Origin of the sequence: Pontivivens ytuae, assembly GCF_015679265.1 — a bacterium.
In the GTDB taxonomy this organism is placed as follows: domain Bacteria; phylum Pseudomonadota; class Alphaproteobacteria; order Rhodobacterales; family Rhodobacteraceae; genus Pontivivens; species Pontivivens ytuae.
Genome location: NZ_CP064942.1, coordinates 1,419,824 through 1,443,702, shown reverse-complemented (window position 1 = coordinate 1,443,702; position 23,879 = coordinate 1,419,824). Strand labels below are relative to the sequence as shown.

Genomic DNA, 23,879 nt, shown 5'->3' with positions numbered 1-23,879 from the left:
GCACGGAAAATGGGGCAGAATGCCATGACATCGTCGACCGACAATAGCTGCCTTGTGACCAAGCTCAGCCACTACATGACGTTGAGCGAAACCGACCGGGGGCATCTCGCGCGGCTGGAGGAGGCGGAGGACGAGATCGAGCCGCAGACGGACTGCACGACCGAGGGGGACCCGCTCGAACGGCTCTACGTGGTCAAGACCGGCTGGCTCTACTCCTATCTCGACATGCCCGACGGGCGGCGGCAGATCGTCCAGCTTCACCACGCGGGCGACATGGTCGGTTTTCCGGATATCGCGTTCACCCGCGTGGCGACAACACTGCGAAGCTGTACGCCAGCGATCCTCTGCCCGTTCCCGAAGAGCGCGCTCAGCGAGATCTTCGCCACGGCACCGCGGCTGACGGCGCTGATCTTCGCCATCGCGGCGCGTGACCAGATCGTGCTGACGGACATGCTGCGCGCCACGGGCCGGATGACGGCGACGGAGCGGGTGGCGAACCTGCATCTGTCGCTGCTCACCCGGCTGCGGATCACGAACTCCAGGATGACCGACACATTCAACCTACCGCTCAGCCAGCGGGAGATCGGGGACGTGCTGGGGCTGACCAACGTCTCCGTCTCCAAATCGACGACGCAGCTGGAGCAGGACGGCCTGATCGCGCGGCACGGGCGGCAGGTGCAGATCCTCGACGAGGAGCGGCTGGCGCAGCTCGTAAGCTTCGACTACCGCTTCGACAACATCGATACGAGCTGGTTCCCTGCGTACTGACGCTGCGCCACGGTGAAACGATTTGACGTTCCGCGCGTTCACACTCGATAAACCGGGTCCGCGCTACCCGAAAAGACGCCAAATCATCGGTGGGACATGCCAAGCCTGAGACCTCTTCTCGCAGCGCTCGTGACGCTGCTCTTCCTCGCCTACCCCGTTGCTGCGCAGATTACGTCTCCACTTGGTGGGGGATCGTCGTCCGAGGCGCCGGCCGAGAGTTCGGGCGGTGAAGGGTCGGGTGGCGAAGGACCCGCGGCCGAGGTGGTGGAGAGCGTCGATCTGCTCATCGAGCTCTTACGCGATCCGGCCGTCGCCGCCGAACTGGCCCAACGGCTGTCCGGTGCGGCCGAGGAGGGCGCGCCGGAGGCCGCTGCACCGGAGGAGCCGGCTCAGCCCGAGGCCGCTTCCGTTGCCCGGCGCATTGCCGACCTCACATCCGGGGCGGCCGAGTCCGCCTTCGAGGGGCTGAACCGCGCGTGGATCGGGCTGGAGCGCCTTCCGCGCACGCTGGAGCGCAGCCTGTCCGCCTTCGACCGCGACGTGCTGATCGCAGCGGCGCAGAGCCTGCTGCTGGTCATCGTGGTCACCTATGCCGTGTTCATGGTGCTGAAGGCCGGGGGGCGCTGGATCGACCGCAGGCTCGGGCGCGAGGCGGAGAACCGCAGTGTGCTGGAGCGGGTGGCCCTCGCCGTCACGTCCTCCATTCTCGAAGTCGTGGTCGTCGCGCTGTCCTGGGCCGCGGGCTACGTCGTGTCGCTCTTCGCCGCGGGCGGGGGCGATATCGCGCTCCAGAGCCTTTACCTGAACGCCTTTCTGATCGTGGAGCTGTCAAAGGTCGTCGTCCGCGCGCTGCTGGCGCCGCGGGTGTCCAACCTGCGCCTCGTCCGGCTGCCGGACCGGGGCGCGCGCTCGATCAGCCGCTGGCTGGCCCTGTCGATCGGCTTGTTGACCTATGGCCAGCTCCTCGCCGTCCCGATCGTGAACCGCAATGCCTCGTTCCTTGCGGGCAGCGCGCTGGGCACGGTTATCAACATCATCGTCGTGCTGATGGCGATCACGGTGGTGCTGCGTCATCGTCGGTCGATCACCTCCTGGCTGCTGTCGGAGCCGGAGGAGGGGAAGAAGAAGCGCGGTGCGATGCGCACGCTTGTGCGGCTCTGGCCGGTCCCGGTGCTGCTCTATCTCGTGAGCCTTCTGGTGATTGTGGCGACCCGGCCCGGCGGCATCCTATTCCCGCTGCTGCAGGATACGGGGCGCATCATCGGGGCGGGTCTCGCAGGCTGGATCGTCGTGAGCTTGCTGTCCGGCGCCATCGCGCGCGGCGTGCGGCTGCCGCAGAAGACGCGCGAGCGCTTCCCGCTGCTGGAGCGGCGCCTCAACTCCTTCGTGCCGAAGTTCCTGATGGTGATCCGCTTCCTTGTGATCGCTGCCGTGATCAGCGTGACGCTCGACGTGACGGGTGTGGCGAACATCGGCGGCTGGCTGACGAGTGAGCGGGGTCTCGCGATGACCGGCGCGGTGGCGAGTGCGACGGTGATCCTGCTGATCGCCTTCGGCATCTGGCTCGTCTTCAGCTCCTGGGTGGAGTACCGGCTGAACCCCGATTACGGCCGCCCGCCCACGGCGCGGGAGACGACGCTGCTCACGCTGCTGCGCAACGCAGCGACCATCGCGCTGCTGGTCATCACGCTGATGATCGTGCTGAGCGAACTGGGCCTCGACATCGGGCCGCTGCTGGCATCGGCCGGTGTGCTGGGCCTCGCCATCGGCTTCGGCGCGCAGAAGATGGTGCAGGACATCATCACCGGCGTCTTCATCCAGTTCGAGAACGCGATCAATGTGGGCGACGTGATCAGCGTCGGCGGGGTGACCGGTGTGGTGGAAAAGCTGACGGTGCGCTCCGTCTCCCTCCGCGACCTGCACGGGGTGTTCCACATCATCCCGTTTTCCTCGGTCGATCTGGTGTCGAACTACATGCGGGAGTTCAGCTTCTACGTCTGCGACATGGGCATCGCCTATCGCGAGGATGTGGAGGAGGCGAAGGTCGCGATGCACGACGCCTTTGCCGAGCTGAAGAAGGGCGAATCCGGTCGCGATGTGCTCGGTGAGCTGGAGTGGTTCGGTCTCAACTCCTTCGGTGACAGCGCCGTGGTGCTGCGCGCGCGGATCAAGACGCTGCCCGGCAAGCAGTGGGCTACAGGCCGCGAGTACAACGCGCTCCTCAAGCGGATCTTCGACGAGCGCGGGATCGAGATCCCGTTCCCGCACCAGACGATCTACTGGGGCGAGGACAAGGAGGGCAAGGCGCCGCCGCTGCGCATGATCCGCGAGGAGGTGAAGGCCGCCGTACCCGCGCCCTCGCCCGAGCGGACCGACAGTCCCGTCGAGCGCGATCCCTACAAGTCCATGCCTGACGAGGCGCCGGAAACGGAGGATGCGCCGCGCTGATCGCGGCGCGCCTCACCGGGCGCGGGACTTGCACCTGCGTCGCAACTGGCCCTTATTGCGACACATGAGCGAACTGACCGAATACGAGCGCCGGCTGCGCGAGGCGGGCCTGCGCCTGACCGAGCCGCGCCGGGTGATCTTGCGTATCCTCGATGAAGCCGCAGATCACCCGGACGCGACCGAGATCTTCCAGCGGGCGGTGAAGAAGGATGCCCGCATCTCCCTCGCCACCGTGTATCGCACGCTGAAGATGCTGGAGGAGACGGGCGTCGTGGAGCGGCATGCCTTCGAAGGCGGTCCGGCGCGGTTCGAGCAGGCGGACGGCGAGCATCACGACCACCTGATCGACGTGGAGACCGGCGACGTGATCGAGTTCACCTCCCCCCGGATCGAGGAACTGCAAAAGGCCATCGCCGAGGAACTGGGCTACGAGATCGTGGACCACCGGCTGGAGCTTTACGGCCGGAAGATCCGGTGAGGATCGTCGCCGGGCGGTTCCGCGGCCGGGCGCTGGCGGCGCTGGGCAAGGGCGATGCGGGGGCGCAGCTCCGCCCCACCACCGACCGGGTGCGCGAGAGCCTGTTCAGCGTGCTCGGTGGGCACGGGGTGCTGGAAGGCGCGCGGGTGCTCGACCTCTTCGCGGGGACGGGCGCGCTGGGGCTGGAGGCGCTGTCGCGCGGCGCGGTCCATGTCACCTTCGTCGATGACGGCGCGAAGGCCGGGCAGCTTCTGAAGCGCAACATCGCAACGCTGGGCGTGGCGGATGAGACGCGGGTGATCCGGCGCGACGCGCGGCGGCTCTTCGCAGCAGATGCGACGTGCGACCTCGTATTCCTCGATCCGCCCTATGGGCGCGGGCTCGGCGCACCCGCCCTGGCTGCCGCAGCAGCAGGCGGCTGGATCGCGGAGGATGCGCTGGTCGTCTGGGAGGAGGCCGCGCCGCAGGAGGTGCCTGCGGGCTTCCGCGAGGTGGATCGGCGCGCCTATGGCGACACGTCGGTCCAGTTGCTGCGGCGGGATCCGAGTATTTAGGCGAACTCGAAAGCTAGAGGCTCTTGAGATCAGCGCCCGGGTCGGCGAGAGCGCCAGGGTCGGGATGGTGCCCGCCCTCGATCCACCGCTTGCCGGTCATGTAGGCGCGTGGATCGTTCATGGCATCGACGGCGAGCAGGCGGTCGCCCGCGAAATACCAGACCGATTGCGTGCCATCGCGAGCGCCAGGGCGGGTTACGGTTCGGTCATAGCCCGCATTAAGACCCGCGATCTGAAGCTTCACGTCGTACTGGTCGGACCAGAACCACGGCTTCGCGTCATAGTCCGCAGGTTGACCTGCCATCGCGGCCGCGGCGGCTTCCGCCTGCTCGATGGCGTTGGGCACGGATTCCAGCCGAATGCGCGCGCCGTGCCACGGGAAGCTCGCGCAATCCCCGGCGGCGAAGATCGCGGGGGCGGAGGTGCGGCAGTGCGCATCTACCGCGATGCCGTTGTCGAGGGCGAGCCCGGCGGCCTCGGCCAGTGCGGTGTCGGGCGCGATGCCGATGCCGATCAGGACGAAATCGACCTCCAGGGTCTCGCCACCCGCCAGCACGGCGCGCGTGACTGTGCCGTCACCCTCCAGCCGATCGAGGGCCGCGCCCTCCCGGATCTCGACGCCATGCGCGGTGTGCAGGTCGCGGAAGTAGTCGGCGGTGGCGGGCGCCGCGACGCGGGCGAGGATGCGAGGCGCCGCCTCGATCAGCGTGACCTTCAACCCGCGGGAGGCGGCGACCGCCGCGGCCTCCAACCCGATATAGCCGCCGCCGACGATGAGGCAGCGCGCGCCCTCGCGAAACTCCGGCTCCATCGCGTCCACGTCCGCCAGCGTGCGCACCGGATAGACCCGCTCCAGATCGCCACCCATCGCGGTGGGCAGCATCCGGGGGCGGGAGCCCGTGGTCAGCGCCAGCGTCGCGTAGGGCAGGGTGGAGCCATCGGAAAGCTGCACCTCCTGCGCTGGCCGGTCGATTGCCTCGGCTCGCACACCCGTGCGCAGGTCGATCCCTTGGTCGGCATAGAAGCTCTCGGGTCGCAGGAACAGGCGTTCCAGCGCCATCTCCCCCAGCAGGTATTTCTTGGAGAGTGGCGGGCGCTGGTATGGCGGCACCGGCTCCTCGCCGATCAAGGTGATAGGGCTTTCCGCATCCAGTTCGCGCAGCTTCGCCACCAGCGCCGCGCCCGCCTGTCCGGCGCCGATTACCACATGTCCGGCCATGTCCCTCGCCCTTTCCGCCTCACGTCTTACGTAAGAAGCGTCATATGCCACCAAACCGAAAGGTCACACCGAAATGACGATCTCAGTTGGGGACAGCCTGCCCGCGGCCACCTTCATCACCATGGGCGCCGAGGGGCCGGAGGAGGTGAAGTCGACCGACATGCTCGCGGGCAAGACCGTGGTGCTGTTCGCGGTGCCGGGCGCCTTCACGCCGACTTGCACCTCGGCGCACATGCCGAGCTTCATCCGCACCGCCGACAAGCTGCGGGAGAAGGGGGTGGACGAGATCGCCTGCGTCTCCGTCAACGATCCGTTCGTCATGAAGGCGTGGAGCGATGCGACGGGGGCCGAGGGCGCGGGGATCAAGGTGCTCGCCGATCCGCAGTCGGAGTTCACGAAGGGTATCGGCATGGACTTCACAGCGCCCCCGGTGGGCCTGATCGCGCGGTCCCAGCGCTACGCCATGGTGGTGAAGGACGGCAAGGTGACGGCGCTGAATGTGGAGGAGAGCCCGGGCGTGTGTGAGCTGAGCGCCGGGGAAGCATTGCTCGATCAGCTGTGAGCGATGAGCCGTCCCGGCTTTAGCGCCGGGACCTTTCCGCAACGGAGCGCTGCTTTAGCGAAAGGCCCCGGCACTACGGCCGGGGCGGTAGCCTACTTGATCGCGTCGAACTGCTTGGCCAGCGCGATGTCGCGGTCGGACAAGCCGCCGACATCGTGCGTCGTCAGCGTCACCTCGACCTTGTTGTAGACGTTAAACCATTCGGGGTGATGATCGGCCTTCTCCGCCAGGATCGCCGCGGAGGTCATCCAGCCGAACGCTTGCGTGAAATCCTTGAACTGGAAGGTCTTCTGGATCGCGTCGCCGTCCCGCGCCTCATCCCAGCCAGTGAGCGTGTCGAGCGCGCGGCGCTTCTCGTCGCCTTCGAGTTTCGCAACCATCAGTCCTCTCCCTGAACCTTTCTGAAGGGCCCGTAGGCCGTGAGCACCTCGATCTCCTCGTCCACCGCGGCGCGCTCGGCCTCCAGAAAACTCTCGACGGCGTTGCGGAAGCCCTCGTCGGCAATCCAGTGGAGCGAATAGGTGGGTGTGGGCAGGTAGCCGCGTGCGAGCTTGTGCTCGCCCTGCGCGCCTGCCTCGACGCGGGTGAGACCCTGGGCAAGCGCGAAGTCGATGGCCTGGTAGTAGCAGACCTCGAAATGCAGGCAGTCGTGATGCTCGATGCAGCCCCAGTACCGGCCGTAGAGCGTCTCGCGCCCGATCAGGTTCATGGCACCGGCGACCCAGCGGCCGTTCCGCTCGCACATCACCAGCATGATGTCGTCGCGCAGATGCTCCTGCGCTTCATGGAAGAAGGCGCGGGTCAGGTACGGCGTGCCCCACTTGCGCGAGCCCGTGTCCTGGTAGAAGCGCCAGAAGGCGTCCCAATGCTCGGGCTGGATCTCATCCCCGGTGAACTGGTGGATGGTCCCGCCGAAGTCCTGCGCCGTGCGCCGCTCCTTGCGGATCGTCTTGCGCTTGCGGGAGCTCAGATCGGCGAGGAAGCCGTCGAAATCGGCGTAGTCGCGGTCGAACCAGTGGAACTGCTGCCCCGTGCGCTGGCTGAGGCCGAGCGCGCCGCCCGCCTCGTACTCCGCCTCGGTGCAGAAGGTGACGTGGACCGAGGAGAGCCGGTTCTCGCTCGCGAGTTGCACCATTCCTTGAACGAGCGCCGCGGTCCCCGTCTCTTCCAACCCCGGCAGGGTCAGAAAGCGCCGCCCGGTTGCCGGGGTGAAGGGCACGGCGCCCTGCAGCTTCGGATAGTAGCGCCCGCCCGCGCGCTCATAGGCATGCGCCCAGTTGTGGTCGAAGATGTACTCGCCCTGGCTGTGCCCCTTGGCATAGAGCGGCATCACCGCGATCACGTTGCCTTCGGCCCGCGCCACCAGGTGCCGCGACATCCAGCCCGTACCGGTGCCGACGGAGCCGGAGCGTTCCAGCGCGTTGAGGAAGCGATGCGTGGTGAACGGGTCGAGCGGGCGGCCCTCATCCGGGGCCGCGCAGGCATCCCAGTCGGCCTCGTCGATCTCCGAAAGCGACGACAGCACGCTGATTTCGATGGCGGTTGTATCTCTCATCGACCCGTTCCCCCGGCAAGCCTACCAGATGGCCCCGGACCGCGCCCGATCAACGGGGCGCGGCGCGCAGTCTCATCACTCTCGTCAAATACGCAAAAGAAGACGGTTCAGATTGCGGGCACGTAGCCTTCGAAGGTGATCTGGTCGGCCACGCGCCGCGCCTCAGCCTCCTCCTCCGCACTTCGGACGGTCCAGGTGAGCACCGGCAGGCCGCGCCGCTTCGCCTCCCGCACCGGGACCATGTCGAGTGTGCGACGGTTGTGGGAGATGAAACTGACGCCACACGCGTCGAGATCGGCCATCCGCGCGAGTTTCTCGCGCCGCGGGGCCGGGACCATGGCCCAGTCCTCCCGCGCGAAGGCATCGGTCACAAGGCCGCGCGGCACATCCGGCGCCATGCCGCCCAGCACGCGGACGGAGTTCGGGTTGAAGCTGATCAGCGCCAGCGGGCCCGAATATCCTCGGATCACATCGGCCACCGCCTGCTCCAGCGCGCCGATACCGGGGCCGAGGGCGCCGTCCTGGTCCTTCACTTCGATGACCAGCGGCACGCGGCCGCCCACGATCTCCAGCACGTCCGAAAGGGTCGGCACGCCTGCGCCGGTGCCGAGCAGCGACATGCGGCGCAGGTCCTCGACCGGGGTGAGCCGCACCCAGCCGTCGACACCGCAGAGCCGGTCGAGCGCGTAGTCGTGAAAGACCATGGGCGTGCCGTCGGCGGCGGGCTGGACATCGACCTCGATGCCCCAGCCGCCCTCGACCGCGGCGCGCACAGCCGCCGCCGAGTTCTCCGCCACGCCCGGCCTGTGCAGCGCGCGGTGCGCTATGGGCCGGGCCAGAAAGCCATCGGGCAGGGTCATGCGATCTCGAAGATCCCCTCGACCTCCACCGCTACGCCAAAGGGCAGGGAGGAGGAACCGACGGCGGAACGGGCATGGCGGCCCTTCTCGCCGAAGATCTCGACCATCAGGTCGGAGGCGCCGTTGACCACCGCGGGATGCTCGCCGAAATCGCCGGTCGCGTTGACGAAGCCATTGAGCTTCACGACGCGCACCGTCTCCAGGTCGCCCACGGCCTTTTTCACCTGCGCGATCAGGGAGATGGCGCAGAGCCGCGCGGCGGCCTGCCCGTCCTCGACGGAGAAGCCGGCGCCGAGCTGGCCGGTCACCAGCGCTCCGTTCTGGATCGGCACTTGGCCGGAGACGTAGAGCAGGTTGCCCGTGCGCACCGTCGGCACGTAGTTGGCGGCAGGTGCGGGCGCGTCGGGCAGCTCGATGCCGAGCTCCTTGAGGCGATCATCGACGGACATGGGCAGTCTCCTCTCCTTGAGTCGGAGGGGAGACTAGCCCGGCATCACGTCTCGCGGAACGCCTTGGTGAAGTAGTCGGTCAGCGGCTTCGTCAGGAAGGTGAGCGGTGAGCGCTCGCCGGTCTGGATGAAGGCGTCGACCGGCATGCCCGGCACAAGTTCGAGGCCCGAGAGCTTCTCCATTTCCTCGTCGTAGGGCAGGATCTCGGCCTCGTAGTAGTTCTGGCCTGTCGCCTCATCCGTAAGCACGTCCGCCGAGACGTTGGTGACGACGCCGTAGATCTCGGGCGTCGTACGCTGGTCGAAGGCGGCGAAGCGCAGGACTGCCTCCTGCCCGATGCGGACCTGGTCGATGTTGATGGTCTCGATCCGGCTCGCGATCACCAGCGGGCTGTCCTGCGGGACGATGAACATCACCGGATCCGCCGGGCGGACGACCGAGCGCAGGGCATGGACGGTCTTGCCGTAGACGATGCCGGAGGTCGGGGCGCGCACCTCGAGGCGGGAGAGCGTCTCGATGGTCGAGAGACGCCGCTCGCGCAGCTCGTTCTCGCGGAACTGCAGGTCGCGCAGGGTGGTGATCGCCTCTTCCTGCTTCGTGGTGTCGAGGCGGATGATCTCGATCTCCAGCTCCGAGATGCGGCCGCGGTTCTCGGCCACCGATGCGGTGAGCTCGCCGACCTGACCGCGAAGCTGCGCCGCCTCACGCTGGAGTGCGAGGACGCGGGACGCCTGCGCGAGACCCCGGTCGAGCAGCGATTGCTGGTCGGTGAGCTCCGAGTCGATCAGTTCGATCTGCTCGGCCAGCGCTTCGAGCTGCGATTCGCGGCCCGCGATGAGCTGTTCGATCTGGCTCTGCCGCTCGCGCAGCTGGCTGATCTGCTGCTCCGCGCTTTCCTTGCGCGCGTTGAAGAGGCGGATCTGGCCGCCGATCAGCTCGGCCACCTCGGAGTTTTCCATCGCGAGGTTCAAAAGGCCCGTGTCGAAGGTGATCTGCTCGGCGTTCTCACTTTCCGCGCGCAGGCGGCCGCGGCGGGCGATCAGCTCGAAGTACTGGCTTTCGATGATCGAAAGCTCCGAGCGCAGCAGTGTGTCGTCGAAGCGGATCAGGACGTCGCCCGCCTCCACCCGGTCGCCGTCATCGACGTAGATCGCGCCGACCACGCCGCCTTCGGGGTGCTGGACGATCTGGCGGTTCGATTCGACCTCGATCTGGCCGGTCGCGATGACCGCGCCCGCGATGCTGGTCAGAACCGACCAGCCGCCGACGCCGCAGACCAAGACGATCAGGGCGACGGTGCCGATGAAGACGGCGCGGCTGGGTTGCCACTTGTCGCCGCCGGTTTCGCTTTTCTTGCCGATCATGCGTCACTCTCCGCATCACGCTTACGGTCGGCGGGCTTTGCCGCCGGGGTTTTCTGAGGGGCGGGCTGGGCCGATGCATCGGCCGGGGCCGCGGGGCCTGCCGGACGGGGTCCGTGTGGCGGCTGGTTGGGTGCAGGCTGATGCGCCGCGGCCGCCGGAACGGGCTTGCGCTGCGCGTCCGCCTTCGGTGCCTCGGCGGGCTGCCCCCCGGTCGCGGTGCCCGGAAGCTTGGGCGCCTCGCCCGGCTTCTGGGGGATGCGGCGGTTGGCCGGCCGTTGCGAGACGGCGCCGGCGACCTGATCGTAGTTCTTCAGGTGCTTCTTGAGGACCTCGTCGCGCTTGCCGAAATCCTTCACCTGGCCGTTTTCCATCAGCAGAAGCAGCTCGCACTGGGCGATCGCGGCGGGGCGGTGGGCCATGATGATGACCGAGCCGCCGTCCTTTTTCATCTGCTCGATGGCGGCGTTCAGCGCGTTCGAGCCCTCGTTGTCGAGGTTTGCGTTGGGCTCGTCGAGCACCAGCAGCACAGGGTTGCCGTACATCGCGCGCGCAAGGCCGAGGCGCTGGCGCTGACCGCCCGAGAGGCGGCTGCCGCCCGCCTGGATCTGGGTGTCGTAGCCGTCGGGCAGCTTGAGGATCATCTCGTGCGCACCGGCCTTCTTCGCCGCCTCCACGATCTGCTTCGGATCGGGGTTGGGCGACAGGCGGGAGATGTTCTCGGCCACCGAGGCGTCGAAGAGCGACACGTCCTGCGGCAGATAGCCGATATGCTGGCCGAGCACGTCGTTGGCGTACTGGTCGAGGGCGGCGCCGTCGAGGCGCACCTTGCCTTGGAACGGCGTCCAGATACCGGTGATGACGCGGGCGAGCGTCGACTTGCCGCTCGCGCTCTGCCCGATCACGCCGAGCGCCATGCCGGGGACGAGGCGGAAGCTCACGCCGCGCAGGGTCGGCGTCTTCTCCCCCGGGGGCACGACCGACACGCCCTGCACGTCGAGCAGCGCCTTGGGGCGCGGCAGGGCGGTCTTCTCCTCCTCCGCCGGGGTTTTTTCGAGGAGTTCGCCGAGATTGGTCCACCCCTGACGGGCGCGCTGGACCAGCGACCACTGGGCAATCGCCTGCTCGACGGGTGCGAGGGCACGGCCCAGCAGGATCGAACCGGCGATCATGGCACCGGGCGTGAGCTGGCCCTGCAGCACCAGATAGGCGGCTACAGCGAGCATCCCGGACTGCAGGAAGAAGCGCCACGTCTTGGAAAAGGTCGAGAAGCTGCCGGAGACGTCGGCGGCGCCGATCTGGGTCTCCAGCGCCTTGTCGCGCTGCTGGCGCCAGCGGCCGATCACGGCGTCGCGCATGCCGAGGCTCTGCACGACCTCGGCCTCCTGCCGCACGTTCTCGGCGAAGTTGTCGGCGCTGGCCGCCGCGATCTGACTTTCGTGCTGCGGCTTCTTCGACATCATCTGGTTGAGCACCGTCGCCACGATCAGCACGGCGCCGCCCGCAACCGCGAGCCAGCCAAGCAGCGGGTGGAAGATGAAGATCGCGAGCAGGAAGATCGGCGTCCACGGCAGGTCGTAGACGGCGAAGAGCGCTGGCGAGGACAGCAGCCGCTGGATCGATTCGAGGTCGCGCAGCGACGTCGCGGGCCGGTTGCGGAAGTTCGGATCCACCGACCGGCGCATCAGCGCGTCGAACACCCGCTTGTCGAGCGTCGCCTGGAATCGGGCCCCCACCCGCGCCAGGATTCGCCCGCGGGCGTAGTCCAGAAAGCCCATGATCGCATAGAGCACGGCGACAAGGCCGAAGAGCGCGACCAGCGTCGCCTCCGATCGGCTCGACAGCACGCGGTCATAGACCTGCAACATGAAGATCGGCCCGGTCAGGACCAGGATATTCGCGAAAACACTGAAAAGCGCGACGATCTGGAACAGCCTCCGGCTTTGCCGAAGGACTCCCTTGAGCTCGTCTGCCCCACGCGGTGCGGCTGCGGCCATACCGTTACTCTCCCCCAAACCCCAATTGCTTACGATCATGCACGCGAATGTGTCGGCAATGCAGCGCCTCGCGGCAAATCGCAAGCGACCGGGGGTATAGCATCGCTTTTCTCGCCCTCCAAGGATTGGAAAAACTACGGTACGTTACACCTGTCTCGACCGAACACAGCCCTCGAAAGTGCCTTCATGACCCGAACACAGCCCCTGCTCGCCATCGCGGCGACCCTTTTCGTGGCCGCCTGCTCCTCGACACCGCAGAGCGATGCGCAGCTCGTCTCCGACCCGCTGGAGCCGGTGAACCGGGTCGTGCATGGCGTGAACAAAGGGGTCGATACCGTGGTGCTGCGCCCGGTCTCGCAGGCCTACGGCGTCGTGGTGCCGGAGCCGGTGGACCGCACGCTGGGCAACTTCACCTCGAACCTCGCGCTGCCGTCGGACATCGTGAATAACGCGCTGCAGGGCGACACGGTGGCGCTGGGCGACAACCTCGCGCGGTTCTTGATGAACACGACGCTGGGCCTAGGCGGCCTGCTGGACGTGGCGGGATCGACGGGAATCGAGCGTGAGGCGGCGGATTTCGGGCAGACGCTGGCGGTCTGGGGCGTGGGCGAGGGACCGTATCTGGAGCTGCCGCTCCTGGGTCCGAGCACGACGCGCGACGCTTTCGGCACCGCGGTCGACATCGTGACCAACCCGCTGGTGCTCGCCGGCAGCGACACGCTGGACGACATTGTGCTCTACGGCACGATCGTGGAGGTCGTGGACACCCGTAACGAGAATTCACAGGTGATCGACCAGATCCTCTATGAGAGCGAGGACAGTTACCTCGCGGCGCAGACGGCCTATATCCAGCTTCGTCGTGCGCAGGTCAGCGGAGGGGAACGCTCTGACGAGGACTTCGTTGATATCTACGCCGAATGAGCGTTCGAAAGGAATTTCCGGCATGACCTTCCCTTATCGCATCCGTGCGGCGGCCGCTGCCGCGCTGCTCGCAGTCGCCCCGCTCTCCGTCGAGGCGCTGACCCCGCAGGAGGCGCAGTCGCTGACCCAGACCATCGTGACCGAGGTCGAGGGATACGTGAACTCCGCCCAGCCGCTGGCCGCCAAGCAGGCCGCGTTCAAGGAGACGATGGACCGCTACGCCGATACCGGCGCGATCGCCCGCTACGTGCTCGGCGCGCCCTGGCGCACGGCGACGCCAGCGCAGCAGGAGGCGTTCATCGCGGCGTTCCGCGACTACGTCGCCAACAAGTACGGCAGCCAGTTCAGCGAGTACAACGGCGGCTCCACCGCGGTGAACAGCGCGCGTGACCTCGGCCAGCGCGGCGTCGTGGTGATGACGACCGTGACACGGCCCGGCGCCTCCCCGGTGGAGGTCGAATGGCAGTTCTCCGACCGCTCGGGCCAGCCGCTTCTGATCGACATCATTGCCGAGGGCGTGTCCCTGCTCGCGACCGAGCGGGCGGCGGTCTCCCAGATGCTCGACCGTCGCGGCGGCGACATCGACGCGCTGATCCGGGACCTGCCGACGCAGGGCTGAACGGCAGCGCTGAGGGAATGGTTTCAGCTATCACGTGACCGTGTAGCGTTGTGAATTCTCTGGAAACAATCGGTGGCGCATCGTCAGGGCGACGATGCGCCACTCTTGTATCCGCAATGGAGAATCCCAATGACGCCAGCCCTCCCGCTCGCCATCGCTTTCGCCCTTTTCGGCACCGCCGCCGTCGCTCAGGAGTGCAGCATCGGGGATGCCGATCCCTGGGAGCTGACCGCCGAACAGGTGAACGAGGTCTATTCCTGCGTCGCGGACGCCCTCGCTGCCGGTTATGCCGCCGGTGACAACGCTGTCGCGGCCGAGTACCGCGACTGGGCACCGACCGCGACGCGCCCGGGCCTTGCCGGTCCGCATGGCGAGCGCCTGCTGATGACCTTCGCCAACGACATCGCGGCGGAGCAGTACCTCACCTACGAGATCGGCGATTTCTCGATGCCGGTGGGCTCGGTCCTCGCGAAGGAGAGCTTCAAGTTCCAGGACACGGGCGCGGTGCGCAACGGCCCCCTCTTCATCATGGAGAAGGTCGCGGCGGGCACCGCGGACGAGTTCGACAACTGGGTCTATTCCGCGGTTCAGCCCAACGGCAACCCGATGGGCATCTCCCAGCAGTTCTGCCACGACTGCCACGCGGCGTTCGAGGACCAGGACAGCATGGGGTATCCGCTGGAGGAGGTCCGCCTCACGAACTGAGGACGCGGTCGAGCGCGGCGTCGAGCGCCGCGCCATCCTCCAGCTCCAGACGCACGGGCAGGACGCTGACCTTCGCGCGCCATTCGGCGGGCAGACGGGCGGCGTCCTTTTCCGTGGTGACGAGGCGGGCGCGGTGCGACAGCGCCTCCTGTTCCAGCCGTTTCAGGACGGGCAGGGCGTAGGGCTCATGATCGCCGAAGGCGCGGGTGGCGACGACATCGACACCGAGTTCGCGGAGCGTCGCGAAGAACTTCGCGGGCCGCCCGATCCCGGCGAAGGCGAGCGCGCGGAAGCCCTGCCACGGCATTCCGGTCTGCAGCGGCGCGATGCAGCCTTGGAGGGTCGGGAGCGGCGCGATCTGTTCTGTAATCGTGGAGATGTTGTCCCCGCCGACGATCAGTGCGAGGTCGGCGCGGGCGATGCCCTCGGCGACCGGCTCCCGCAGCGGTCCGGCAGGTACGATGCGCCCGTTGCCGAAGCCGGTCTCGCCGTCGACGACGATCAGCGAAAGATCCTTGGCGAGCGCGGGGTTCTGGAAGCCGTCGTCCATGACGATGACCTCCGCCCCGGCCTGCGCAGCGGCCCGCGCCCCGGCGGCGCGGTCACGGGCGATCCAGGTGGGGGCGAAGGCGGACAGCATCAGCGGCTCGTCCCCGACATCGGCGGCGGTGTGGCGCGCCGGATCGACCTGAAGCGGCCCGGTTTCCTTGCCGCCATGGCCGCGGCTGAGGACGTGCGCCTTGAGCCCCCGGGCGGAGAGGCGGTCGAGCAGGGCGATGACGGTTGGCGTTTTGCCGGTGCCGCCCACGGTGAGGTTGCCGACGCAGATCACCGGCACGCCGACCGTCGCGGGGGTCCCCTTCGCAATCCGCCGTGCCGTCTCCCACCGCCAGAGGGCCGCGAGCGGGCTCAGCAGCGTGGAGGCGAGGCCGGGCGGGCGGTACCAGAAGCCGGGCGCGCGGCTCACGTGTCGATCCGGTCGAGCAGGGGCGCGAGCCGGTCCGCCACCCGGTCGAGCGTATCCGCCCCGGCGGAGGCGACGTCCCATGCCGCCGTCGCCATCGCCGCTGCCGCGTCGGGGCTCAGCAGCTCCGTCACCGAGGCGGCCAGCGAGGCCGCGTTGCTCACCCGCCGCGCGCCGCCGGTCATGCTCAGCCGGCCGTAGGCGTCGGTGAAGTTGGAGACGTAGGGGCCATTCAGGATGGCGGAGCCCAGGGCCGCGGGCTCGTACGGATTGTGCCCGCCCGCATCCACCAGCGATCCGCCGATGAAGGACACCGGCGCAATCCGGTACCACAGACCCAGTTCGCCGAGCGTATCGGCCACATAGATCGCCTGCTCCTGCCCGATCTTCTCCCCCTGGCTGCGCAGGCCGACGCGCCAGCCTTGCGCCGTCAGGCGCTCCGCGATCTCCGGCCCACGATCCGGGTGGCGGGGCACGAGGATCAGGATGAGGCCGGGATGGGTGAGGCGGACGCGGGCATGGGCGTCGACCGCGATCTCTTCCTCACCCGGATGGGTGGAGGCGGCGCACCAGACCTGGGTGCCGGCGAGCCGGGCGGCGATCCGCTTGCGCTCCGCCTCGTCATGGGGGAGCGGCGCGGCGCTATCCTTCAGCGAGCCGCTGAGATGCAGCGTGGCGGGCTTCGCGCCGAGCTGCTTCAGCCGTTCGGCGGTGTCCTTGTCCTGCGCGAGGATCAGGTCGAAGCCGCCGATGATGCGCTGGGCGGCGATCGGCGCCCATTTCCAGCCGCGAAAGCTCTTCTGCGACATGCGCGCGTTGATGAGCACCGTCGGGATCTTCCGGTTGCGCAGCTCGCTGAGCATGGTTGGCCACAGCTCGCTCTCCGTCCATAGCGCTACGTCGGGCTGCCAGTGGTCGAGGAAGCGGCGCACCGCGACCAGCACGTCGAGCGGGTAGAACTGGTGCATCGCCCCCTCGGGCAGGCGGGCGGCCATCAGCCGGGCCGAGGTGATCGTGCCGGTCGTGACGAGGATGTGGATGTTGGGTCGCTGCATCCGCAACCGTCGCACAAGGTCGAGGATGGAGAGCGACTCGCCGACGGAGGCCGCGTGGAACCAGATGAGCGGCCCCTCCGGGCGGGGCAGGCCGGGCACGCCCATGCGCTCGCCCACCCGCTCCACATCCTCCTTGCCGGCCGCGATCCGCCGGTCGAGGGTGCGTCGCGCGAGCCCGCCGCCGAAGCGGGAGAAGAGGTGGTAGAGGCCGAGGGCGAAGGAGCTCATGCGGCGACCTCCTCCGGCGTGAAGATTGTGCGGCGCCCGGCGATGCGGTCGGCCTCGCGCGTGACGTCGGTGATCGCGGCCTCGATGCGCAGGCGGAAGGGCTCGAACTCCGCCTCCATCGCGTCGCGCGGCGGTGGGGTGATTTCCGGTCCCCAGACGATGGTGATGCGGCTGAAGGGCAGGGGGACGAGGAAGCGGTCCCAGGTCGACAGCCCGATGGCGTGGCGGCTGGCCCACGCCATGGGCACCACCGGCTTGCCGGAGCGGATCGACATCGTCGCCACCCCGTGGTGACAGCGGCCCCGCGGCCCGCGCGGGCCGTCGGGCGTCAGGGCTACCACCGCGTCGTCGGTCTTTCGGAGGAACGCGATGGCGCCGACCAGTGCCGCCGCCCCGCCCTTGTCCTTCGACGGCTTCCTGGGATTGGCCGAGGAGCCGCGGATCAGCCCGATGCCGAAGGGGATGAGCAGCCGGGCCGCGAGATCCCCGTCCTCGGAGCGGGAGGCGATGCCGTGCGCCTTCAGCCCGTTCTGCGCCTCGTGCGTCACCATGATGAGGCGACTGTGCCAGGAGCACATGATGAAGCTCGCGTTCCCGGCCCGCGCGCGCTGCTGCAAATCCGTGTTCCCGGCATAGCTGAACCGGGCCGTGGCCAGCACCAGACGCAGGTAGGCGACCATGATCGCGGTGCCGAATGCGATCAGTCTCTCCTGTGTCCGGGCGGATTTGAGCAGGCGCATGGGCGGGCGGTCAGCCCAGCTCTTCGGTCGGCGAGGCGGCGACCTCCTCGTCCCGCAGGCGGTGCAGGTGCGCGATGAAGTAGCGGGTATGCGCGTTGTCGACGGTGCGCTGGGCCGCATCCTTCCACGCGCTGTAGGCGGTCGCGTAGTTGGGGAAGATGCCCACGATGTCGATGTCGTTGACGTCGGTGAACTGGGTCGACTGCGGGTTCACGAGCTCTCCGCCGAAGACGAGATGAAGGCGCTGGGTCATGGGGATCTCCAAGTCCGGATGGATGGCGCGCACCCTAGCCGTGGCCGGTCCAAGGTCAAGAAGCGGGCGCGCCGACGCCGCGGCGGGCGATGATCTCGGCCGTCAGCGGGGCCGGAGCCGCGATGATGCCGTCGAGCCGCCGCGTGTCGGAGTTGAAGCGTGGCGTGCGGCCCACACCGTCGGTGACGGCGGCGCCGGCCTCGCTCGCGATCAGGCTGCCCGCGGCCGCGTCCCACTCCCAGACCGGGCGGAAGGTGAACATGCCGTCGAGGTTGCCATCGGCGGCGAGGCAGAGCCGCCAGGCAAGCGCCGGGCGCATGGTGTGCGCGATGTCCGGCACGCCGCCGGGCCAGTGCTCCGGCTTGAGCTGGTTGCGCGGGGCGGCAACCTTCGCCCCGGTGAGCGCGTCACGGGTCGAGGTGCGGATCGCGGTGCCGTTGAGCGTCGCCCCGTGGCCGCGGGCGGCGGCGTAGAGCTCACCGCGGGCAGGCAGGTACATGACGCCCGCCACGATCTCTCCGCGGTCGGCGATGGCCAGCGCGTGGCCGAAGGCGTCCTTCTCCTCGATGAAGGCGCGGGTGCCGTCGATGGGATCGATGATGAAGGTGCGCTCCCGCTCCAGCCGGACGGGCGTGTCCTCCGTCTCCTCCGACAACCAGCCGTAGTCGGGGCGAGCGGCGGCGAGCTCGGCCTCCAGCATCGTGTTCACTTCGAGGTCGGCCTGCGTGACGGGACCCTGGCCCGCGTCCTTCTCCCACACCTCGGGGGCGCGGCCGAAATGGCGCATGGCGATCTCGCCCGCGGCCCGCGCGGCGTCGATCAGCAGCGCGAGGTCGTCGGTCTCAGGCGCCTGCAATGGTCAGCCCCTCCACCATCAGCGAGGGTACGACGCGGCTCAGATGCGTGCGGGCGTCGTTCGCGGGGACGATCGTGCGCAGCATGTCCCGCAGATTGCCAGCAACGGTGCATTCGTTGACGGCGCGCGCGATTTCCCCGTTCTCGATCCAGAAGCCGCTGGCGCCGCGGGAGTAATCCCCTGTGGTCGGGTTGATCGAGGCGCCGATTAGCGAGGTGATGAGGAGGCCCGTCCCCATCTCCCGCATCAGTTCTTCCTTGCTGTGCGCGCCTTGGGTCAGCGAGAGGTTGCCCACCGAGGGAGACGGTGAGCCCGAAACGCCGCGCGCCGCGTTCCCTGTGCTCTCCAGCCCCAGCTTTCGCCCCGTGGCAAGGTCGAGCACCCAACTTTGCAGCACGCCGTCCTTCACCAGCGCCTTCTGCCCGGTCGGCAACCCCTCCCCGTCGAAGGGGCGGGAGCCGGTGGCGCGGGCGCGGTGCGGATCCTCGATCAGGTCGAGGCCCGCGGGCAGCACAGCCTCACCCATCGCGTCCTTCAGCCAGCTCGCGCCGCGCGCGACCGCGTTGCCGTTGATGGCGGCGAGCAGGTGGCCGATCACACCGGAGCTGATCCGCTCGTCATAGATCACCGGATAGCGGCCCGTGGGCGGCTTGGAGGCACCGGCAAGCGCCACCGCCCGCTCGCCCGCGATCCGCCCGATCTCCTCCGGCGACATCAGGTCGGCGAGGTGCGTGCGGCTGTCGCCGAAGTAGTCCCGCTCCATCCCCAGCCCCTCGCCAGAGATCGCGACGGCCGATAGCGAATATCCGGTGCGCCCGTAGCCGCCCGAAAACCCGTTGCTGGCGGCGAGGTGCATGGCCCGGGTGGAGGCCCCGGCACCCGTCGCCTGCATCTGGCTGACGCCGGGAACGGCCATCGCTGCAGCCTCGGCCGCGAGCGCCATCTCCTCCAGCGTCGCCGGGTCGGGGCGGGCGTCGTCCTCCAGATCGAGCGCCGCCGCGGACACATCGCCCGCAAGCTGCCCCGGATCGGCCAGCCCCGCATGCGGATCCTCCGGCGCGATCCGCGCCATGGCGACTGCGCGCTGGGCCAGCGTCTCGATCATCTCGGGCCGGGTGTCGGAGGCGGACACGCTCGCCTGCCGCTTGCCCGCGAAGACGCGCAGCCCGATCTCCGTCCCCTCGCTGCGCTCCGCCTGCTCCAGCCGGCCCTTGAGCACTTCGATGGAGAGCGTATCGTCCCGGATGGCGACGGCGTCCGCCGCATCGGCGCCCGCCTTCTTCGCGGCGTCGATCAGGGCGTGGGTGAGGTCGGAGAGGTTCTGGGTCATGGGCACCGAATTGGCCCGCCCTGAACGCAGGGTCAAGGGGAGGTCCGCATGGCCATCCGGGTCGAGATCGAGGCGACGTATGACGGCGACGCGGATGCGATCTTCGCCGCCGCCCTCGACTTTCGCGAGATGCAGGAGGCGATGCGCGGCCTCGCCGTCTACGAGGGCCTGCCCGATGCGGATGTGGAGGAGGGCCGCACCTACAAGGTGGACGTGACGATCTGGCGCGTGCTGCGCAACCGCGGGCACCGGATGCATGTCGCGCGGCTGGACCGCGCCGCCCGCGTGATCCGGAGCCGGGAGGGTGGTGGCGCGATCCGCCGCTGGGACCACACGCTCAGCGTCCAGCCCGACGGCGACCGCGTCCGCTGGTCGGACCACGTGATCATCGACGCGGGCTGGCAGACATGGCCAACCTCCCGCTTCGCCGGATATGTCTACCGGAGGCGACACCGCCACCGGCAGGCGCTGTCGATCACCTGCCGCTATCTGCCGGCCTAGAAGGAGCCACGCCATGGACTGGATCAGGGGAAAGGTCGCACTCGTCACCGGCGCCTCGCGCGGGATCGGGGAGGCGACGGCGCGCGCCCTGGCGGAGGAGGGCGCCGCGGTCGTGCTGGCCGCCCGCTCCTCGGGCCGCATCGGCGAAATCGCGGAGAGCATCCGGAACGATGGCGGCAAGGCGCTGGCGGCCACCTGCGACGTGGCCGACTACGCGAGCGTCGAGAGCGCGGTGGCGCAGGCGGTCGACGCCTTCGGCGGGCTCGACATCCTCGTGAACAATGCCGGCGTGATCGAGCCGGTGGCGACGATGGCGCAAAGCGATCCGGTCGCCTGGGCGCAAGCCTTCAACATCAACGCGACCGGGACGTTCAACGGTATTCGGGCCGCGCTGCCGGTGCTGCCCGAGGGCGGCGTGATCGTGAACATCTCCTCAGGCGCGGCCGTCAACGCGCTGGAAGGCTGGTCACATTACTGCGCCTCGAAGGCGGCGGCCAAGATGCTGACCGCCTGCGTCGACAAGGAGGAGGGCCGCCGCATCCGCTGCGTGGGCCTCTCGCCCGGGACCGTCGCCACGCAGATGCAGCGCGAAATCAAGGCCTCCGGCGTCAACCCCGTCAGCCAGCTCGACTGGTCCGACCACATCCCACCCGAATGGCCAGCCCAGGCGATCCTGTGGCTCTGCGGCCCCGAGGGCGCGGTCTTCGCCGGCACCGACGTGAGCCTGCGCGACGAGGATATCCGGCGGCGCGTGGGGCTGATCGAGTAGCGCCGGAGCTACCGACGCCGCTTGCGATGGCCGCCGACGGTGCGGGAGTGGAAGGTGGGCTCCCGCTTCGCGACCCAAGCGATGAACCTCGCCAGCCCCGGGTGTTCGCGCAGTCTTTTCAAGGTGTTGAAGTCGCGGGCGAGCTCGCTTTCGGTGAGTACCGAATGGATCTCGTTATGGCAGATCTGATGGAGCAGCACCGTCGGCCCGCCCTTGCCGCCGCGCAGCCTGGGGACGAGGTGGTGGAGGCTTTGTTTCGCCTCTGGCGGGATAGGCCGGCCGCACAACCCGCATAGCGGGTAACCGTCATCATTTTTCTGCATGTTCTGTTCAGAATTATGCCTAAAAGTGTCATTAATGGTACAACAGTTTTGACCTATCGCCGTTATTGCAAGTGCGAAAACACGGCGCACGAAGACGAGGGTTTCATGGACAGAAGAGATTTCATCCGCGGGTCGGCCGGTGCGGGTATCGCCGCCGCCGCGGCAGCGCCGGCTCGGGCGCAATCGCGTCAGACCCTGGTGGTCGGAACGGTGTTCGGCCTGGGTGCGACCGGACGGGCCGCCATCGGTGCCGACTTTGCCGAAAGCCTGTCGGCGCTGACCAACGGGGCCGTCCAGATCTCCTTTGAGGACCTCTCGGGGCGCGAGGCTGCCGACGTGCGCCTGCAGCTTGAGACCGGTGAGGTGGACGGGATCCTCGGGACCGAGGATCTGTGGTTCGACGTCTCCCCGGCCTATGGCCTCTTCGCCGCCGTGCCCGGCGGTCTGACCGAGCGTGAGCTGGAAGCGTGGATCCGCGCCGATACCGGCAGCGAGGTCTGGGCGGCGCTGTCCGCGACCCACGGCAAGGTGCCGTTCCTCATGGGCGATTCCGGTGCGACGCCGCTCTGGTCGGCCTCCGCCCTCGACGACGTGTCTGCCTTCGCAGGCCAGTCGGCGGCGACGACGGGCCTCGCGGCCAACGTGCTCGCGCGTCTCGGGGTCACTGTGCAGCCGACGGCGGCGCCGTCGGGCTTCCCGGCCCGCGCGACGCTGGTGCAGACCGGCCCGCTCGGCGAGCAGTACGACGACCGGCAGAACGCACTCGCCTATCTCTACCTCGACGCGCCGACGTGCCCGAGTGCCGCTGTGTCGCTCAACATCTCCGAAGCGGCCTGGGGTCGGCTGGGCGACAGCGCGCAGCGTTCGGTTCGCGCCGCCACGACGGCCGTGACCTACCGCGCGAATGCACGGGCCATGCAGGCCAACGCGCTGGCGCACCAGGCGCTGCGGTTGAACGCGAGCCTGACCATCGGCGCGCTGCCGCAGCCGGTCTGGACCGCCATGATGGACGCCTCCCGGGCCGAGTACGAGGCGCTCGACGCGCTGGAGGGCGAGGCCCGCGAAGCTTGGCGCGCCTATACCCGCTTCGGCCGGGCGGTGCAGAACTGGACCCGTGTGAGCGAGGCCGCCTTTACCGAGGCGCGGGCCCGCAACCTGCCGGCGTGAGGGGACGAAAGATGAGCAAGATGACCAAGATCTCCCGCCGCACGGCCCTCGGCGCCGCCGCGGCAGCCCCCGCCGCGCTTGCCGCACCGCTCTATGCGCAGGGTGTGCGCCAGCTTCGCATGGTGACCTCCTGGCCCTCCGCCCTCGCCATCCTCGACGGCTCGGCCCGGCGCGCGGCGCAGAACATCACGGATCTCTCCGACGGGCGGCTGCAGGTCGAGGTGTTCTCGGCCGGGCAGCTTGTGGGACCGTTCGACGTGCACGACGCCGTGGCCGACGGGCGGGCGGAGCTGTATCACTCCGCCGACTACTACTTCCAGGGCAAGCACCGGGCCTTCAACTTCTTCACCTCGGTGCCGCTGGGCCTCCTGATGACGGAGATGCATGGCTGGCTCGCCTTCGGCGGCGGGCAGGAGCTCTGGAACGAGCTCGGCGCCCGTTTCGGCGTGCGGACCATCGCCTGCGGTGGCACCGGCGTGCAGATGGGCGGCTGGTTCAACGAGCCGATCCGCAGCGTCGACGATTTCTCCGACCTCACGATGCGGATCCCGGGCCTGGGCGGCGCGGTGCTGCGCGAGCTGGGGGCGGAGACGGTGACGACGCCCGCGGGCGCCATCGTTGACGCGCTCTTCGACGGGCAGATCAACGCGCTGGAATGGGTTGGGCCGAACGACGACCTCGCCTTCGGCTTCCCCAAGCTGCTGGCCACCTACATCTTCCCGGGCTTCCAGGAGCCGGGCACGGTGTCGGGCCTCGGCATCGGACTGGAGCTGTGGAACCAGCTCGACCCGCGCGACCAGGCGGTGATCGAGACGGCGGCGGCGATGGAGAACAGCCTTGCCTGTTCGCAATACTACGCGGGCAACGGCCACGCGCTCAGCCAGATGCTGATGGAGTTCGGCACGCAGCCCACCAAGCTGCCGGAGGAGGTCTTCGATCGCCTCGCCGAGGTTGCCTACCGCGTCCGCGCCTCGGTGGCGGAGGACGACGATCTGGGCCGCCGGATCAACGAGAGCTTCCTCGCTTACCAGCGCGGGCTGATGGAGTGGAACGCCTCCACCTTCGCCGCCTATTTCGCGCGCCGGGACATCGCGATCCCGGTCTTCGACGAGACGTTTTGATTTCGCAGGAAAGGGCGGCCCCGTGCCGCCCTTTCCATTTGGCCCGCCACAGGGCGCGGCAATTTGCGCCGCCCGT

26 protein-coding genes are annotated in these 23,879 nt (G+C 68.6%); 12 read left to right on the top strand and 14 right to left on the bottom strand.

The genetic code is table 11. The annotated features are described in order from the left end of the window. Positions 1 to 24: 24 nt before the first annotated feature. The 4 genes from I0K15_RS06990 (at position 25) to rsmD (ending at position 4,248) form a co-directional block, all read left to right on the top strand. Entirely contained in the window at positions 25 to 768 is a 744-nt protein-coding gene (locus tag I0K15_RS06990; protein ID WP_196104673.1) for a Crp/Fnr family transcriptional regulator, read from the top strand. Positions 769 to 864: 96 nt separating this feature from the next. Beyond that, a complete protein-coding gene (locus I0K15_RS06985; RefSeq protein WP_196104672.1) occupies positions 865 to 3,216 on the top strand; it encodes a mechanosensitive ion channel domain-containing protein in 2,352 nt (783 codons plus the stop codon). Between the two features lie 64 nt (positions 3,217 to 3,280). After that, complete coding sequence (locus I0K15_RS06980; protein ID WP_196104671.1) at positions 3,281 to 3,694, top strand: Fur family transcriptional regulator; 414 nt, start codon at positions 3,281 to 3,283, stop codon at positions 3,692 to 3,694. After that, positions 3,691 to 4,248 carry a 16S rRNA (guanine(966)-N(2))-methyltransferase RsmD gene (gene rsmD, locus I0K15_RS06975; protein WP_196104670.1) on the top strand — a complete coding sequence of 186 codons (558 nt, stop codon included), beginning with the start codon at positions 3,691 to 3,693 and terminating at the stop codon, positions 4,246 to 4,248. The genes I0K15_RS06980 and rsmD overlap by 4 nt, the downstream gene beginning before the upstream one ends. A 13-nt stretch (positions 4,249 to 4,261) precedes the next feature. Here rsmD and I0K15_RS06970 read toward each other — a convergent pair whose 3' ends face one another. Continuing rightward, positions 4,262 to 5,467, bottom strand: coding sequence for an NAD(P)/FAD-dependent oxidoreductase (locus I0K15_RS06970; protein ID WP_196104669.1), 1,206 nt, complete (start codon positions 5,465 to 5,467; stop codon positions 4,262 to 4,264). Positions 5,468 to 5,540: 73 nt separating this feature from the next. Between I0K15_RS06970 and I0K15_RS06965 the strand changes: the two genes are divergently transcribed. Then, entirely contained in the window at positions 5,541 to 6,029 is a 489-nt protein-coding gene (locus I0K15_RS06965; RefSeq protein ID WP_196104668.1) for a peroxiredoxin, read from the top strand. Between the two features lie 92 nt (positions 6,030 to 6,121). Here the strand turns inward: I0K15_RS06965 and I0K15_RS06960 are convergent, their stop codons facing one another. The 6 genes from I0K15_RS06960 to I0K15_RS06935 all read right to left on the bottom strand — a co-directional run bounded on the left by I0K15_RS06960 (position 6,122) and on the right by I0K15_RS06935 (position 12,251). Continuing rightward, positions 6,122 to 6,409: a 4a-hydroxytetrahydrobiopterin dehydratase gene (locus tag I0K15_RS06960; RefSeq protein ID WP_196104667.1), complete on the bottom strand. Its 288-nt coding sequence runs from the start codon at positions 6,407 to 6,409 to the stop codon at positions 6,122 to 6,124. Continuing rightward, positions 6,409 to 7,584, bottom strand: coding sequence for a GNAT family N-acetyltransferase (locus I0K15_RS06955; protein ID WP_196104666.1), 1,176 nt, complete (start codon positions 7,582 to 7,584; stop codon positions 6,409 to 6,411). The genes I0K15_RS06960 and I0K15_RS06955 overlap by 1 nt, the downstream gene beginning before the upstream one ends. Positions 7,585 to 7,691: 107 nt before the next feature. Then, positions 7,692 to 8,444: a glycerophosphodiester phosphodiesterase family protein gene (locus I0K15_RS06950; RefSeq protein ID WP_196104665.1), complete on the bottom strand. Its 753-nt coding sequence runs from the start codon at positions 8,442 to 8,444 to the stop codon at positions 7,692 to 7,694. Further along, complete coding sequence (locus I0K15_RS06945) at positions 8,441 to 8,893, bottom strand: RidA family protein (protein ID WP_196104664.1); 453 nt, start codon at positions 8,891 to 8,893, stop codon at positions 8,441 to 8,443. The genes I0K15_RS06950 and I0K15_RS06945 overlap by 4 nt, the downstream gene beginning before the upstream one ends. Positions 8,894 to 8,937: 44 nt before the next feature. Beyond that, positions 8,938 to 10,257, bottom strand: coding sequence for an HlyD family type I secretion periplasmic adaptor subunit (locus I0K15_RS06940; protein WP_196104663.1), 1,320 nt, complete (start codon positions 10,255 to 10,257; stop codon positions 8,938 to 8,940). After that, complete coding sequence (locus I0K15_RS06935) at positions 10,254 to 12,251, bottom strand: type I secretion system permease/ATPase (RefSeq protein WP_196104662.1); 1,998 nt, start codon at positions 12,249 to 12,251, stop codon at positions 10,254 to 10,256. Before I0K15_RS06935 ends, I0K15_RS06940 begins: the two co-directional genes overlap by 4 nt. Positions 12,252 to 12,437: 186 nt before the next feature. Between I0K15_RS06935 and I0K15_RS06930 the strand changes: the two genes are divergently transcribed. The 3 genes from I0K15_RS06930 to I0K15_RS06920 all read left to right on the top strand — a co-directional run bounded on the left by I0K15_RS06930 (position 12,438) and on the right by I0K15_RS06920 (position 14,496). Further along, the gene (locus tag I0K15_RS06930) at positions 12,438 to 13,172 is read left to right on the top strand and encodes an MlaA family lipoprotein (RefSeq protein WP_196104661.1); all 735 of its coding nucleotides are present in this window, start codon (positions 12,438 to 12,440) and stop codon (positions 13,170 to 13,172) included. Between the two features lie 22 nt (positions 13,173 to 13,194). Then, on the top strand, positions 13,195 to 13,791 hold the full coding sequence (locus I0K15_RS06925; protein WP_196104660.1) for an MlaC/ttg2D family ABC transporter substrate-binding protein: 597 nt from the start codon (positions 13,195 to 13,197) through the stop codon (positions 13,789 to 13,791). Positions 13,792 to 13,920: 129 nt separating this feature from the next. Then, a complete protein-coding gene (locus tag I0K15_RS06920) occupies positions 13,921 to 14,496 on the top strand; it encodes a cytochrome P460 family protein (RefSeq protein WP_196104659.1) in 576 nt (191 codons plus the stop codon). Here the strand turns inward: I0K15_RS06920 and lpxK are convergent. The 6 genes from lpxK to I0K15_RS06890 are packed head-to-tail and all read right to left on the bottom strand — an operon-like array spanning position 14,486 to position 19,922. Beyond that, entirely contained in the window at positions 14,486 to 15,463 is a 978-nt protein-coding gene (lpxK, locus tag I0K15_RS06915) for a tetraacyldisaccharide 4'-kinase (RefSeq protein WP_230374323.1), read from the bottom strand. The two genes, I0K15_RS06920 and lpxK, sit on opposite strands and share 11 nt — an antisense overlap. Continuing rightward, positions 15,460 to 16,743 (bottom strand): 3-deoxy-D-manno-octulosonic acid transferase, encoded by a 1,284-nt coding sequence (locus I0K15_RS06910; protein WP_196104657.1) that lies wholly within the window; start codon positions 16,741 to 16,743, stop codon positions 15,460 to 15,462. The genes lpxK and I0K15_RS06910 overlap by 4 nt, the downstream gene beginning before the upstream one ends. After that, on the bottom strand, positions 16,740 to 17,483 hold the full coding sequence (locus I0K15_RS06905) for a lysophospholipid acyltransferase family protein (protein WP_196104656.1): 744 nt from the start codon (positions 17,481 to 17,483) through the stop codon (positions 16,740 to 16,742). Before I0K15_RS06905 ends, I0K15_RS06910 begins: the two co-directional genes overlap by 4 nt. A gap of 10 nt (positions 17,484 to 17,493) precedes the next feature. Beyond that, entirely contained in the window at positions 17,494 to 17,736 is a 243-nt protein-coding gene (locus I0K15_RS06900; protein ID WP_196104655.1) for a DUF4170 domain-containing protein, read from the bottom strand. Positions 17,737 to 17,791: 55 nt separating this feature from the next. Then, a complete protein-coding gene (locus I0K15_RS06895; protein WP_230374322.1) occupies positions 17,792 to 18,592 on the bottom strand; it encodes a 3'(2'),5'-bisphosphate nucleotidase CysQ in 801 nt (266 codons plus the stop codon). Beyond that, on the bottom strand, positions 18,579 to 19,922 hold the full coding sequence (locus I0K15_RS06890; protein WP_196104654.1) for a TldD/PmbA family protein: 1,344 nt from the start codon (positions 19,920 to 19,922) through the stop codon (positions 18,579 to 18,581). The genes I0K15_RS06895 and I0K15_RS06890 overlap by 14 nt, the downstream gene beginning before the upstream one ends. 48 nt (positions 19,923 to 19,970) lie before the next feature. Here I0K15_RS06890 and I0K15_RS06885 point away from each other — a divergent pair, with 48 nt between their 5' ends. Both I0K15_RS06885 and I0K15_RS06880 read left to right on the top strand, forming a co-directional pair. Further along, positions 19,971 to 20,423, top strand: a complete 453-nt coding sequence (locus I0K15_RS06885; protein ID WP_196104653.1) for an SRPBCC family protein — start codon at positions 19,971 to 19,973, stop codon at positions 20,421 to 20,423. A 13-nt stretch (positions 20,424 to 20,436) separates the two neighbouring features. Further along, entirely contained in the window at positions 20,437 to 21,192 is a 756-nt protein-coding gene (locus tag I0K15_RS06880) for an SDR family NAD(P)-dependent oxidoreductase (protein WP_196104652.1), read from the top strand. Between the two features lie 8 nt (positions 21,193 to 21,200). On the opposite strand, the gene I0K15_RS06875 is transcribed toward I0K15_RS06880, so the two are convergent. Continuing rightward, positions 21,201 to 21,515 carry an HNH endonuclease family protein gene (locus tag I0K15_RS06875; protein ID WP_196104651.1) on the bottom strand — a complete coding sequence of 105 codons (315 nt, stop codon included), beginning with the start codon at positions 21,513 to 21,515 and terminating at the stop codon, positions 21,201 to 21,203. Between the two features lie 105 nt (positions 21,516 to 21,620). Between I0K15_RS06875 and I0K15_RS06870 the strand changes: the two genes are divergently transcribed. Beyond that, entirely contained in the window at positions 21,621 to 22,682 is a 1,062-nt protein-coding gene (locus I0K15_RS06870; protein WP_196104650.1) for a hypothetical protein, read from the top strand. An 11-nt stretch (positions 22,683 to 22,693) separates the two neighbouring features. Next, a complete protein-coding gene (locus I0K15_RS06865; RefSeq protein WP_196104649.1) occupies positions 22,694 to 23,803 on the top strand; it encodes a TRAP transporter substrate-binding protein in 1,110 nt (369 codons plus the stop codon). Positions 23,804 to 23,879 lie beyond the last annotated feature (76 nt).